General features: G+C 53.5%; 9 protein-coding genes. 3 read left to right on the top strand and 6 right to left on the bottom strand.

Annotated features, from left to right (window positions below; genetic code table 11):
- Nucleotides 1-142: 142 nt before the first annotated feature.
- From AC0LWM_RS14035 to AC0LWM_RS14025, 3 genes are all read right to left on the bottom strand, one after another.
- Nucleotides 143-1,900, bottom strand: a complete 1,758-nt coding sequence (locus AC0LWM_RS14035; RefSeq protein WP_474675574.1) for a cache domain-containing sensor histidine kinase — start codon at nucleotides 1,898-1,900, stop codon at nucleotides 143-145.
- Nucleotides 1,893-3,041: a response regulator transcription factor gene (locus tag AC0LWM_RS14030; protein ID WP_474675573.1), complete on the bottom strand. Its 1,149-nt coding sequence runs from the start codon at nucleotides 3,039-3,041 to the stop codon at nucleotides 1,893-1,895. Before AC0LWM_RS14030 ends, AC0LWM_RS14035 begins: the two co-directional genes overlap by 8 nt.
- 231 nt (nucleotides 3,042-3,272) lie before the next feature.
- Entirely contained in the window at nucleotides 3,273-4,079 is an 807-nt protein-coding gene (locus AC0LWM_RS14025) for a DUF3592 domain-containing protein (protein WP_474675572.1), read from the bottom strand.
- 255 nt (nucleotides 4,080-4,334) lie between these two features.
- On the opposite strand from AC0LWM_RS14025, the gene AC0LWM_RS14020 reads away from it, so the two are divergent.
- On the top strand, nucleotides 4,335-5,858 hold the full coding sequence (locus tag AC0LWM_RS14020; RefSeq protein WP_474675571.1) for an MFS transporter: 1,524 nt from the start codon (nucleotides 4,335-4,337) through the stop codon (nucleotides 5,856-5,858).
- A gap of 5 nt (nucleotides 5,859-5,863) precedes the next feature.
- Nucleotides 5,864-6,463, top strand: coding sequence for an acyl-CoA-like ligand-binding transcription factor (locus tag AC0LWM_RS14015; RefSeq protein WP_474675570.1), 600 nt, complete (start codon nucleotides 5,864-5,866; stop codon nucleotides 6,461-6,463).
- Between the two features lie 179 nt (nucleotides 6,464-6,642).
- Here the strand turns inward: AC0LWM_RS14015 and AC0LWM_RS14010 are convergent, their stop codons facing one another.
- From AC0LWM_RS14010 to AC0LWM_RS14000, 3 genes are all read right to left on the bottom strand, one after another.
- A complete protein-coding gene (locus AC0LWM_RS14010) occupies nucleotides 6,643-10,230 on the bottom strand; it encodes a glycoside hydrolase domain-containing protein (RefSeq protein ID WP_474675569.1) in 3,588 nt (1,195 codons plus the stop codon).
- A gap of 319 nt (nucleotides 10,231-10,549) precedes the next feature.
- Entirely contained in the window at nucleotides 10,550-11,425 is an 876-nt protein-coding gene (locus tag AC0LWM_RS14005) for a radical SAM/SPASM domain-containing protein (protein WP_474675568.1), read from the bottom strand.
- 27 nt (nucleotides 11,426-11,452) lie between these two features.
- Complete coding sequence (locus AC0LWM_RS14000; RefSeq protein ID WP_474675567.1) at nucleotides 11,453-12,442, bottom strand: RluA family pseudouridine synthase; 990 nt, start codon at nucleotides 12,440-12,442, stop codon at nucleotides 11,453-11,455.
- 221 nt (nucleotides 12,443-12,663) lie between these two features.
- Here AC0LWM_RS14000 and AC0LWM_RS13995 point away from each other — a divergent pair, with 221 nt between their 5' ends.
- Nucleotides 12,664-13,788, top strand: coding sequence for an acyltransferase family protein (locus tag AC0LWM_RS13995; RefSeq protein ID WP_474675566.1), 1,125 nt, complete (start codon nucleotides 12,664-12,666; stop codon nucleotides 13,786-13,788).
- The last annotated feature ends 191 nt before the right edge of the window (nucleotides 13,789-13,979 follow it).

Genomic DNA, 13,979 nt, shown 5'->3' with positions numbered 1-13,979 from the left:
CCCCCTTGTCGTAGACGCTGCTTACTATCCAATTATACCGAGCCCGTACGGCGGAAAATATACAGCGCTTTCACGAAAATGTCAGTTCGTCAACGATCGTGTTCCGCTCATATCGGAAAAAGAAAACGCCGCAGGCAAACGCCTACGGCAAAGGTAAAACAACGGTGACCTCCGTCCACCGTCCGAGCTCGGAGCGAATATGCAGCCCATACGCCGGCCCATAGTGAAGATGAATGCGTTCCTTGACGTTCGACAGTCCGATGCCGTTGAATCGGCCGGATTTGCCGTTGTGCCGAGGGGTATCGCCGTTTGGCGTCGGAACGGAGGCGGCGAGCGCGGCTTCGATCTGCTGCATCGACATGCCTTCGCCGTCGTCCCACACGGTGAGCACCAGCTTGGCATCTTCAACTTGCGCGCGCACCAGCACGCTTCCCTCTCCGCGGGCGGCTAAGCCATGGAAGATCGAATTTTCGACGAGCGGCTGCAGAATCAGCTTCAATACAGGCAGCTGCGCAACCGACGGATCGATTTCGTCGGCATAATGGAACGCATCCCCGTATCTTACATTTTGAATCCGAATATATTCCCGCAATGCTTGCATCTCTTCCTCCAGCGTGACGAATTCGTTTCGGCCGATGCTGTACGTAAGCAGGCCGATCAGGGAACGGATCGTTTCCTCGACCTCCTGGACCCGGTGCTGCTTGGCCAAGCTTCCGATACAACTGAGCGTGTTGTACAGAAAATGCGGCCGGATTTGATGAAGCAGCAGTTCCATTTCCGTCGCCTTCTTCCGTTCCTCCGTCTCGCGTACGGTGGCGAGCAGTTCTTGGATGCGCCCGATCATCGTGTAGAAGCTGCGCGAAAGCCGTCCGATTTCGTCTCGGCGCTCGATTTGCCGGTACGAATCGACGAACCGTTCGCCGCGAATCCGGTCCATTTGCAGCGCGAGCCGGTTGACCGGCGTCGTGAAATGTCGGCTGATGAACAGCGTCAGCGCGATCAGCAGCGAAAACCATAATGCGCCGATGCCGAGAAAACGAATGAGCAGCTTGTTCGTCGCTTCTCGGAAATCCCGCTCGTCGGTCATCGTGACGAAATACCAGCCGAGCTCATTCCGCTCGCTCTTCACCACCATGAGCGGTCCGGCGGCGCCTTCGATTCGGCTGATGCCCCGGGACAACCCCCGGAGCGTCCCCGCGAATCGTTCGTCCATCTCGGGTGGCAGCGTCGCCGGCTTGTACGGGACGATCGAGCTGTACGGATCGTAGGAGACGATCCCTCCTTGACCCGTGAACAACGCGAACCCTTGGCCCGAACTATGCAGCAGCTCGTGAAGCTTGCGGGTCAGCTGGGCCGTGTTGATCTCGAGCAGCACCGTTCCCAAGCCGCCCTTGAGACTCAGGGCGAAGGCGATCGTGCGGTCGGTCAGCATCGGCGAATAATACAGCTCGCTCCATCGAATGGTTCCGGGCCTTTCTTCTGCCATGCGAAAAATACGCGGCAGCTCCGGATGACCGACGACGCCGTACACAAGCTCATCGCTTGAAACGATCGTCCCATCGCGGCGCTGCACGAACATATATGAGGCGATGCCGCTGTTTCGTTTGATGTATTCCTGCATCACCTGCTCCAGCTCCGCCGGATGATCCAGCAAATTATCGTTGATGCGGTCGGATAGGCTGATCAGCATGTTGCGGATATTTTGCAGATACAGATCGAGATATTGCCAGGTCCGTTCGATGAACATCGTCATATCCTCGGACTTTTGTTTCGACAGAGCTTCCCGGGAGCTGCTGAGGGCGCTGTAGAGCAAGCCTGAAAAAGCAAGCAGGCTCGCCAAGGCGAGCATCAGGAACAGCTTGACGAACATCGTCGAGAACAGCCCCCGAAGCTTAGCCATGGCTGCTCCGGAATTCGCGCGGACTGCGCCCGTACTGCTGGAAGAACACGTCGGTGAAATAGCGGTAGTTCGGGAAGCCGACTTCCGCCGCAACCTCGTACACTTTCAGAGGGCTGTTGCGGAGCAGATGTGCCGCCTTCTCCAGCCGCTGTCGTTTCACGTAATCCTGGAACCGCTCCCCCGTCTCCCGGCGGAACAATGTGCCGAAATAGTTGGCGCTTAAGCCGACATGCTCCGCAACGACAGGCAGATCGAACGGTTCGGCCAAATGCGCCTGTATGAAGTGGAGCGCATGGCGGATTTCGTACCGCTTGCCATCGTCCTGATCGAGCGCATGGCCCGCCCCCGGCAGCTCATGAACGTTAGCTTCCGCCGTCCTCCACCGGCCGCCGCTCCCTCCCGCCTTGTCTTGCTCGTGTATTGCCGCATGCTGCCGCTGCTTCTCTTGTCCGGGCGCTGCTACCGCTTCTACGCTTCCCCGGCCATGGACGGGCGCCAATGCCTCTTGTCCGTACACCGGTGTCCGCCATTGCCGGCCATGTGCTCCCATTTTCGCTTGTCCTTGTAGCGTCTCCGCTCCCATCGTTTGCCCATGCGATTTCTCGAGGCTCTCCCGACCATGCTCGGCCGCAGCCGCGAACTTCCCTTGCGAGTGCTTGTTCTTCAACGCTCTCGGATGCACGGCCTCCGACTTCCTTTGCGGGGGCATGTTCATCATCACTTCCGCATTCGCATCCTCCACTCTCTCCTGTACGCGGCTTGCCGGAATGCGTCCTTTGGCACGATTCAACGCATTCGCCAAATCTTGGTCGCGAAACGTGCCTTTAAGCAAATAGTCGCTTGCTCCAAGCGACAACGCCTCGCGAGCATAATCAAATTCGCTGTGGCACGTCAGCAGAATGACTTGATACTCTGGCTTGCGTTCCTTCAGCAGGCGGGTCAGCCGCAGGCCGTCCATCACCGGCATAACGATGTCGGTCACGATGATGTCGGGCTGCAGCCGGTCGCACAAATCCAGCGCTTCTTGCCCGTGCCGGGCTTCTCCGGCAAGCTCAAAGCCGTGCTCGGCCCACGCGAACATGCGCAAGCTTTCGCGAATCGGCACTTCATCGTCTACGATAACAACCTTGGATCGATTCATGCTGCCCCCTCCGTCTTCTCGCTTCCTGTAAAGGCTTACATTGTTGATTGTATTATATACCGAACTATTGTCCGACGAACAGGCGAAGGGCACGGAAAATGTCAGAAAATCAACGATGGGCTTTCAGGGGAATAAGCCTCGATTGAGAGTTTCAGGACCGAAAGGCGAAGTCCGCGCATCGGACTCGCAACATGAACGCTCCTAGTCCCGATTCTTGTCCCCGGCTTCCCCTTAGGAAAATGCTAAGCCTGCGAAGATCAGCAGTATGATCAACAGGTTCACCCCGCCCAGCAAAGCGAGCCTCCATCCTTTTACCTTCCACTTCTGCTCTTGTTCCGACAAGTAGATGCCGCGCGGGATACTTATCATGAGTAAATACGTGTTCGGGTTCTCCCGGTCCATGAAGATCGGTATGCCGGATTCGGCATGTTTGATTGGAAAGGTTTTGCTTTCGTAAAAATTACACTTCTTGCCGTTCGGCCCAGAATAATACCCGACATAGGCATGGCTGCCTTTGGATGTTTTGTAATACTTGGTGCATGTTACCGTCCGGGCAATGCCGCGGCGCATCGTCCCGAGCTTCCTGCCGGTGCTCCATATGATCGCGGCGAGCGCGATGACTGAAACGACCGCAAAGAAGATATACCCAACGATATGCAATTTGACCGGCACCGTACTCGGCAGCTTCGAATCATCCGGATGCTCCGGGTTGAACCATACGGTAACGGCTTCCCCCGTCTCGTAAGGAATCCCGCTTGTAGATGGTATTGTGCAATAGACGAGGCCTTCGTAACGGTTTCCCTCTATCTCGTATGTATAGGCAAACGAATAATCGCGATAACCCCTTCCCCGGTTTTCCAATTCGACGCGAGTAATTTGCCCGCCCGCTTGCCCGGTCAGCAAATGATCGGCATGTGCCGCTTCAGCCCGGATATTGCCCACGATGCCGAACGCGGAACCGATGAGCAGCAATGCGGCAACCCACATGCGAATCGTAAGCCAGCAAGCAAGCCTGACGGATACGGAAAGTTTGTTCATGCGAAGCCTCCTGCGGTTTGTTCTCGGTTGTTTATTCGACAAACCTCTATATGATCCTGCCCGCTGTCGGCAACCCGTACAAGACGTATTGCTAAAAAATCGGTCTTTATCGGCTCCGCCAACCGTGATTCGGCCGCGAAAAAGAGAACCGAAATATCGAACAATATTTCTGTAGACAATAATGAATTAAAGACATATACTATCAAATGATAGTTAATGTCATTTTAAATAAACACTCGAAAGGTGGTAACTTTCATGTTAACTTTAGAAAACCGCAAATGGTGGGTGCTCGGCGCACTCGCGATCGGGCTACTGGCGGTTGGACTCGATTTGACGATTCTGAATTTGGCTTTGCCGACTTTGGCAACGGACTTGCACGCGACGAATAGTGAGCTTCAATGGTTCGCGGATGCGTACAATTTAGTTTTCGCCGCGGCGCTGCTGCCCGCCGGCTTGCTCGGCGACCGGCTGGGACGCAAGAAAATGCTCATCGTTGGACTATTGATCTTCGGCGCGGCATCCATCGCTTGCGCTTATGCCGATTCCTCGGGAACGCTCATGGCCGGACGCGCTGTTCTAGGACTCGGTGCGGCGCTGCTCATTCCGCTGTCCATGTCCATTATTCCGGTTATGTTCACGGAAGAAGAACGTCCCAAAGCGATCGGGATATGGGTGATGTCCAACGCGCTCGGCATTCCGCTTGGACCGATTATCGGCGGATGGCTGCTGAATGAATTCGCTTGGGGCTCCGTATTTTTGATCAATATCCCGCTAGTCGCGATCGCATTGATTGCGGTTGCCGTGCTGCTGCCCTCCATGCGCAGCGAACAGAAAACCAAGGTCGATTATTTCGGTGTCCTTACCTCAAGCCTGGGATTGGTCGCTCTCACTTATGGCGTCATCGAGGCCGGGGAGAAAGGTTGGGACGACCTGGCGGCGCTAATCGCGATCATGGCCGGACTGCTTCTTCTCGCCGGATTTGCTTTATGGCAGCGCCGGGCGGCCCATCCGCTTGTCGATACCAAGCTATTCCGCTCCGCCGGATTCACCTGGGGATCGATATTGGCAACCGCCGTATCTTTCGCCATGTTCGGCATATTGTTTGCGGCACCGCAATTATTCCAAGGGGTCGAAGGCGTCGACGCTTTAGGGGCAGGGATTCGGCTTCTGCCGCTGATCGGCGGTCTACTGGTCGGATCCAAAGTTAGCGAAAGAATACAACCGCGATTCGGGATCAAACTTACGATCGCGTTCGGTTTCTTGCTTATCGCGGCAGGATTATTCGTAGGCGCCAATACGGCGGCGGACAGCGGTTACGGCTTCGCTTCGGTCTGGATTACTTTGGTCGGACTTGGGATCGGCTTCGCGATGCCGGCTTGCATGGACGTTGCCATGTCCGCGCTGAGCGGTGAGAGCAGCGGCGTTGGCTCGGCGCTTATTATGGCGATGCGCAATGTCGGGGGGACGATGGGGGTTGCCCTGCTCGGCAGTGTGCTTAGCACGACATATCGTGATAAACTGAATGTGGACGGCTTGCCCGGCGATGTCGTAGAATTGGTGCGACGAAGCGTATCCGCCGGTGCCGCTGCGGCACAAAAGATGAATTCGGAAACTTTGCTGGAATCGGTGCGTTCCGCTTTTGTGCACGGAATGAACGCGATGCTTCTTATATGCGGAGGCTTCGCCGTCGTTGGATTTATATTATCACTTGTCTTCTTGCGGCCTTCGACTTCCGAGACAAAAGGAACGGAGGTACGGCAAATTCAAATCGGGGAGTGAACCCATTGACTACGAATCAACCGGTTCTCGGATTGCGCGAGCGGAAAAAAGCCAAAACGATGGCTTCGATCCAAATGCACGCCCTGCGGCTATTCCGGGAGCATGGCTATAATGCAACAACCGTGGAACAAATTGCAGAAGCTGCTGAAATATCCCCAAGCACGTTTTTCCGCTACTTCGCAACCAAGGAAGACGTCGTGATCATGGACAACTACGACCCGGTCCTGATCGCCGAATTCGAAAAGCAGCCGCCTGAGCTAACCCCGCTGCAGGCTGTGCGCAACGCGATGCTTGCCGGTCTTGCGGGCATGTCGGCCGAAGAGCTGGATGCTGTATTCGAGCGTAATCAATTGATTATGACGGTGCCGGAGCTCCGGGCGGCGACGATCAACAATTTAACGCAAACGATGGAAATGATTACGGAACTGGTGGCGGGACGCGTCGGCAAACCCGCAAACGATCTGGACATTCGTTTATTCGCCGGCACGATCATGGGTATGACCGTTTCGGTGATGCTTCATTGCGCGGAAAATCCGGACGCCAGCTTTAGCGACACGCTTATCGAAGGGTTTGACAAGCTCGAAACCGGTTTGAATTTCACGTAATATATTTTCTCTTTAAAAAAGCAGATGCAGCTTGGGGACCGTGCATTCCCCATACTGCATCTGCTGCTCGCTATTCGCGCCGAATCCGCCGAATGCCGTCCTCATCTCCTCATCCGCGAATCCGAATGATTACGGCTTGTTCCGGTGCGGGCCAGCCAGGACGAGGCGGGATGTGCCGATTACTTCTTCGATGTTTTCGCGGATTTACTTAATCCCTCACTTTCATTCCCCGCCGCGTCATATGCCTTTACATCAAAGGTATACTTCGTTTTCGCCTTCAGACCCGTGACCCTATACGTGTATCCTTCCGTTACCGCCCCGTATTCCTTGCCGTCGACGTAAACCCGGTATCCCGCTACAGCGACATTATCCGCCGCTTTCGGCCAAGTCAGCTTCACGCTGGACGACATTACGTCCGAGACAGTCAGCTTGCTGCCTTTCGGCCAAACAGGCTTCGCCGTGTCCGGCTTGCCCAAGGTGGCAACGGTTAAGCTCGGACCGTCGGAGCTCCATTTTCCCGCGGCATTCCCTGCCTCCACTTTAAAGGTATACTGTGTATTCGGCGACAGTCCGGTTACCACGTAGCTGCTCACATTGCCGTCCTCAATCGTTGCTGTTAATTGTCCTTCCATGTAAATGCGATACCCGGTCACGCCGACCGGATCGGAAGCCCCGGACCAGGTCAACGTCGCTCCCGTTGCCGTTATGTGCGATGCTTCCAGCGTTCCGTTCGACCATACCGGCGGATCGACCTGCGGTTCTTTAACTCCAAGCTCGCCGTTGTTCGGAAGATTGTACAGCTCCATTTCATATAAGGCATACATGTTCCACCACTTGTAATTGGCTTCGTTGATTTGCAATCTCAGCTTCAATGCGCCGCTAACCTCCGGGAGGCCCGCAAAGGAAAACTCCATCACGCCGTCGTCCTTGTCGCTTTTCCAGCCGAACGGAACTTTTTGCGCTACATTTTCCCAATGGGTCCCGTCCTTGGATATTTGAACATCGAGATCCGTAATGCCCTGAAGAAGGCCTGACGATGTGGCCAGCACCACCGTATTGAATGTTTTCGGCTCGTTCCAGCTAAGGACAATCTCATGCGGGAACGGGTGCGTGTTCATATATTCTTGCCAGCTGGCGTACATCGACCAATAGCTGCCGTCGACCATTTTCTGCGGACCGTAGTTGACTCCTCCGTCTCCAGGGCGGGTAGCTGAGGCGGTAATATCGGCGTAATCTCTCGCTATATTCATACCCGGTTCATTCTTGTTGCCTTTCAAGAAATTCAGCGTATACCGCTTCCGGGTTTCGCCGTCGCTTGCCGTACTTTGAATGACAAGCTTGCTTTTGCCGTTCGGGATATCCACTGTATAAGACGTGCCGTTGTCGACACGCTTGCCGCCGATTGCCATCGTCCCCGACTTGTCGACGGGAACTGCCGCAACGCGGATCGAACCGATGTCTTCCGGAATGATGGCCTGGTATTCGGTTATGCCGCTGTTGAACGAGAAGGAAGGTACACCGTCGATCTGCAAGCTTTCCAGCGATGCGTCATATAGCTGCTGTCCCTCGTACATATGGATGCGGAAGCCGTCCAGATACAAGTTTCCGGCCGACGCATTGACAACTTTGATCGTATGCTTTCCTCGCTCAAGCCCCTGAACGCTGTAGATCGTATAATAGTCATGCTGCACCTTCTCGTAGGCATCGACGATGACCGGCTCCGCTCCGTCCACGGAAATTGCGATTTTGCCGGCCCCATCGTTCTTCTCGATGACGACGTCAATGCCGATGCCGTTAAAATCAAGCTCCGCATAATCCCCGGCCGACGTTGTCGCTTTCACGCTGCCCAAATAAGCGAATTGGCGGTTTTTGTTCGTCCAGCCGCCCTCGAAACGAATATCGCCGCTCGTGCTGTCTGCCATATAAGTGTCCGGTATTTCTTGCCCGGCATACGGATTGACCGGCAGCGGGACATCGCCGGTCTGCGTTCCGGAAGCAGCGCGAACCAGGTAATCGTGCAGCGTCTTGACATAGCCCGGATCGAGCGTGTATTTGCGCGGATCTGCCGGGCTGACGGCGCTGTCCGCAATTTGTTTCGCGAGCTGCGGATGGGTCCGTTTGACGATTTCAAGCAGCTCGTAATCTTCCAGTCCGTCCCGCTGCGCTTCGTAGCGGAGCGAGCTTTTCACCGTCTTATGCTCCTTGTCCGGGTAGACAATCGTGGAGTCGCCGTAATAACTTCCCACGTACCAGGCATTCCAGCCCCAATGCAGATGGCCGGTTACATTGTCCTGGCTCAAATTCCAGAACAGCAGCCTTCCGGTCAACGTCGGCTGCGTCCAGAACCGGTTCAGCCAAGGCGGCTGATTGACATCGCAAGTATACACCCACATCTCTTTGCCCGCCGCCTGCTCCGCCTGGTAGAGCGCTTTTTTCTCCTGGAACGCGGGGGTCAACGGAACCCAAACGTCCACATACGGCTTGGTGCTATCGTCCATCAGCACGCCGTTCGGATCGGCGTCCATCGTCTTGATCTCAGGCGTGACCTGCTTGAGTTTCCGGGCGATATAGGTCCAGTAGTTCCGGTCTTTGCCGCTTGTTGGCTCATCCCGAATATGCTGATACCAAGTGAAGCCTTCTTCGCCGATCCAACCCTTGTCCTTCAGATGATCGCGCAGCGCGGTCATGTAATTGTTCAGAAATTCGTCCGTTACCGGCAGCGTATCGGGCAATTGTTGCCCGTTCCAGATGTCGGCGCTCGGTTTTTCGCCCTCCGGCATGTAGTTCAGCGCGTGGATCAGGGGAACGTTGGCGAAATGGGTGATGCCCCGGTCGATAAAAGTTTGGACATACCGGTCGAATACGGACCAGTCGATATGCTCGGGGATGCCTTCCTTAAACGCGGACAAATACGTTCCACCGGCTTGAAGCAGCAAATCCGTACGAACCCATATCATGTTCTGACGGTATTCGGCCATGACGCCGGCGAACCGGTCCATCAACTCAAACCAAGCATCACTGTATGTATCGATTCCGTAGTAATTTTTGCCGACGTCATACATCGCCTCGGGGTATCCGTCCCAAGAAAAGCCGTCCCATGTAAACCCGTTGGTCATCGCCCATTGGTAATTGACAAAGCGGGACTCGTTCGTTCGCGGAATTTCCGCGCTGCCAACCTCGATATGAATTGGTACATGGTAATCGCCCAAAGTCGTTTTTACCGTTACCGTGCCGTCGTATTCTCCCGGCATCGTCCCCGGCGGCACATAAGCCGTAATGAAAATCGGCTGCGTCGACCGTGCCTCCACTTGCATGGATGCCTCGTTCGATAACGGATCCGGCAGCTCGGACGTCGGATAAATCGGCTGCCCTACGCGCTCCGGAAAAAAAGCGTTCGGCTGTACGGTATCCGTTAACCCATATTCAACAAAGCGGTATTTTAATTGATTGCCATCAATACGGCTTTCCGTTGCTGGCGAACTCAAATCCGAAAATTCGACCCCTGCAATCGTAAAAGCCGTCTCCTCGCTGCGCAATGCGATTTGCGCACTTTCATATTCGTTTTTCGCCGAGACGAGCGATATGCTCCGCACCGGGTGCTGAGGCAAAACCGTGCTTCGGTAAACCGTCTTTAGCGGATTTTCCACCCAAACCTCGAGCTGTCCATTATCAGCCTGGGCGACTTGTGAAGCAGGTACTGCCGTAAACAACAAACTTGCTGCAAAAATAAGGGACAACCACTTCTTGCCGTTTCCTCTGCGAATCATTTCTTTCATTCCTCCTTTCGAATGCTTCTTTCTCCGTACGACCCGCTTTTCATCGAAACGTAAGCAATTCCTCCTCCCCTCGAAGGTAAGCGCTTTCTTTTTTAGCATATCAAAAATCCTGTGAATACGACGTGAAGACCCTGTGAATCTGCTGTGAAGGAGATTCAATTTGCCTGGAACATACAACACCATTTTCAATGCAGCGCAAAAAAAAAACCTGACAAGAAGCGATTCGCTCCCGTCAGGTTCCTCATTCTTTCAATCCCGAGTTTATTCGCCGCGACAAAACGCCGGGCGAAAAACGCGTACCGTGCCCTTCTCACGTCCCGAACCGTTGCCGATACCCGCACCTTCTGCACAATTCCTCGACTGCTTCGCGCCGCGAAAATCCATAAAAAAGATTGTTCGCCCGCTCCCCTTCGACGATTTCGGAAAACGGCTTCTCGTGAATGTTGCCCAAGTTGATGACGCCTTCCCCGTCGAGACAGCACGGCACGACCGTACCGTCGACAAGCACCGCCGCTTGGCTGCGCAACGCGTGGCAGAACCCTTTGCCGTCATCTTCGGGCGCTTGTAGGCTCGGCCATTGGAATTCATGGTCCTGGTTCAAATATACCCGGTCGGCAATCCGTACGCCGCTGCCCGGGATGACCTTCTCCTCGATACGGTAGTCCAAGCCGAACTCCCGCTCGATCATCGCGAGCGTTTCCCGATTCCGGCTTCTCTGTATATTGGTCATATTGTCCTGCGTCAAGTTCCACAGACGGAACGAAAAAATAACGCCTTGTTCCGAAGCTTCCCGCACGAAAGCAAAAATTTCCCGCAAATACCCTTCCCGATCCTCCGAACCTTCATGCCCGTCAAAGCTGTGCAGCGAAAAATTCATTTGCCGCAGCGCCGGCTTGCCGAGCAGCTTATGCTTCGATTTGCGGATCAGCGTGCCGTTCGTCGTAATATTGACCTTGAAGCCTTTGGCGTGACTTGCGTCCAGCAGTTCGTCCAGCTTCGGATGAAGCAGCGGCTCCCCTTTGACATGAAGATAAATATGATTCGTATGCGGTTTGATCTGATCCAATATGTTGTTGAACGTGTCCAGCTTGATGAAATTCGCCTTCCGGCTCGTTTCCGGGCAGAAGCTGCAGGCTAGGTTGCACACGCTCGTAATTTCGACATATACCTTCTTGAATGTTTTCACAACGCGCTCCTCCTCTCCCTTTACCCTTTATTTTGCCGAAAAGCCTTCCTTGAACGGGTTCAGAAACAGCTTCGGAATGTCGGTTTCAAAACGCATCAGCTTGCCCGTCGTCGGGTGTTCGAAAGCCAAGATGCGCGCATGCAGCCCGAGCCGCCCGATTGCCTTCGACCTGGCGCCGTATTTTTTGTCACCGACGATCGGATGGCCGATCTCTTCCATATGGACGCGAATCTGATTTTTGCGGCCGGTTTCCAAATGAACGTCCAGCAGCGAGAAGTTCGCGTTCGACTGCAGCACTTTATAATGCGTGACCGCATGCTGTCCGTCGTTCGGGTACGGGCTGGAGTACATTTTCAGCGTTTTGCTTTCCTTAAGCCAGGACGAGACCGTGCCTTCGGGCTTCTTCACTTTTCCTTCGACGAGCGCGACATAACTTCTTTCCTTCACGATGTCCTGCCAGTTGTTCTGCAGCGTTTGCTGCACGTCCTTGCTTTTCGCGAACATCATCACGCCGGACGTATCCCGGTCTAGCCGATGGACGACAAAAATCCGGTTGTCCGGATGGCTTGCCCTGACATGCGCGGTAAGCTGACGATACGCGGTGAGCTCGTTATCTTCCGGCGAAGCGGCGATCGACAGCAATCCGGCATCTTTTTTGATGACAATAATATCTTCATCTTCGTGCAATATCGCAAGTCCGACGAAAGGCACTTGTTCCACGACCCGTTCCATCGATACCGTTACGGTCTGACCCGGCTGCAGCGGAGCATTATACGCGGTTTCCCGCTTGCCGTTCACGCTCACCTGGCCGCGCCCGAGCATCGACTTAATGGAATTGCGGCTTTGGTTGGTGATGCTCTTAAGCAGGAACGAAAGCAGCTCCTCCGGCTCTTTGACTTCATATTGTTTGTCCGGTATATGTTTAGGTTCGCGCGGTGCGCGTTTATGTTTGGATACCGCCTTGAAGGCAGGCTTCGGCGCAGGTTTGGGCCTCTGGCGCGAATTTCTTTTGTCCATTTCACGAATCCTCCGAGTTTATCAAGCACAATACATCCCATGTATTGTACTCCATGTAGCGTATTATATCACGAACTAATTGAGACAGCCGAATTCCGTCGAAAATTGAAAATCATTTCCTTGGTAAATATACTCTGCTGTGTTATTGTTATACCAAAGGTAGATTTTGAGAGTCGTTCTATCACTGCTAGCGTGATAAACTTAAACGATCGGAGGTTATAATGAATAAAGAAAAAGAATTGGTCAATGAAATATTTTTTCTGCGCGCCATTGCCTGTATTAGCATTGTTCTTATTCACGCCCTGACGACGACCATTTACACGTATTCTTTGCCGAGATCGACAATCGATCTGTTTCGTTCCATCCAGATGACCGTCATGTTCGCAACGCCGATGTTCGTCCTTATCTCGGCTCTCGTACTTTCGCACGCATACAAGGATCATATGCCGAAAGGCTTCCTTGTCAAACGATTTCTGTACATCGTCGTCCCTTACTTAATTATGGGCACCGTGTATACGGCTTACGATTTTTATTATACGTCCAAACCGCTTCCTTTCGGCGACATTCTGTACAATAAACTGGTAATGGGCCAATGGCATGGCTATTTTGTATTGATTATCGTGCAATTCTATTTATTACAACTTATCTTCCATAAATTTGTAAGCGGTTTACCGATGAAATGGGTCATAGCCGGCGCATTTGTCATCAATGCGGCTTATTTGGGCTTTTTCAATTTCGTGCCGCCATTCCATTTCAAGGACGCATTTTATTACTGGTACGACTTTTCGAAAATCCCGTTCCTGGCTTGGATTTTCTACTTTACGGTCGCCTATTATTGCGGACGCAACCTTGCCTCGTTCCGGCAATTTGTGCGGAAATACCGCTTGCTTATATTTGCAGGATGCATCGCAAGCTTGATCGTTGTCCATCTCATGAGGCGGACAGGCACGCTCACGAACATCGCCTCGACTCGAGTCGATTTGTTGGCTTACACCATTCTGGTCATGTTTTCTTTATTTTATTTGGCGTCCTTTTTCAAAAAAGTGCCGCGTTTCGTCATGATTATCAGCAATTTTTCATTCGGCATTTATTTGCTGCATCCGCTGTTTCAAAAAGTGATTCATCTGGTTTATCCGAAGCTGCCGCGAATCAACATGGGCATTTTTGTGCTTGGATTGTTCGTGATCGGCATACTCGGACCGATGCTTGTTACGTTTATCCTGAACAAGCTGCCGCTCGGCAAATTCGTCGTCGGCAAAATCCCCGCGCTGCGTCGTGCGCCGGCCGGCACACGCCCTGCTGTTCGTACTGCGGATACAATGGAAAGAGAAAGCGTACAAGCTTAGCATTCACGTGGATGACTGCAAAATATACCCAAAACGGAACACCCGTCGCTCATCGAGCTGCGGGTGTTTTTGGCATCATAAGGAGTTTCCTCAAACCCTCCGATTTGGATAGATTTTCTCATTCTGCAAATGATAATAATCGTTTGAAGAAGAGACCCTTTCGCGCAGGTAGATTTGAGCTTGACAACAAA

This window comes from Paenibacillus sp. sgz302148 (assembly GCF_056120465.1).
This window is presented reverse-complemented; position numbering and strand designations above follow the sequence as displayed.

What these genes read in the sequence shown, in the direction of transcription:
- AC0LWM_RS14035 (WP_474675574.1), bottom strand. Translation starts at nt 1,900, where the DNA reads ATGGCTAAGCTTCGGGGGCTGTTCTCGACGATGTTCGTCAAGCTGTTC.
- AC0LWM_RS14030 (WP_474675573.1), bottom strand. Translation starts at nt 3,041, where the DNA reads ATGAATCGATCCAAGGTTGTTATCGTAGACGATGAAGTGCCGATTCGC.
- AC0LWM_RS14025 (WP_474675572.1), bottom strand. Translation starts at nt 4,079, where the DNA reads ATGAACAAACTTTCCGTATCCGTCAGGCTTGCTTGCTGGCTTACGATT.
- AC0LWM_RS14020 (WP_474675571.1), top strand. Translation starts at nt 4,335, where the DNA reads ATGTTAACTTTAGAAAACCGCAAATGGTGGGTGCTCGGCGCACTCGCG.
- AC0LWM_RS14010 (WP_474675569.1), bottom strand. Translation starts at nt 10,230, where the DNA reads ATGATTCGCAGAGGAAACGGCAAGAAGTGGTTGTCCCTTATTTTTGCA.
- AC0LWM_RS14000 (WP_474675567.1), bottom strand. Translation starts at nt 12,442, where the DNA reads ATGGACAAAAGAAATTCGCGCCAGAGGCCCAAACCTGCGCCGAAGCCT.
- AC0LWM_RS13995 (WP_474675566.1), top strand. Translation starts at nt 12,664, where the DNA reads ATGAATAAAGAAAAAGAATTGGTCAATGAAATATTTTTTCTGCGCGCC.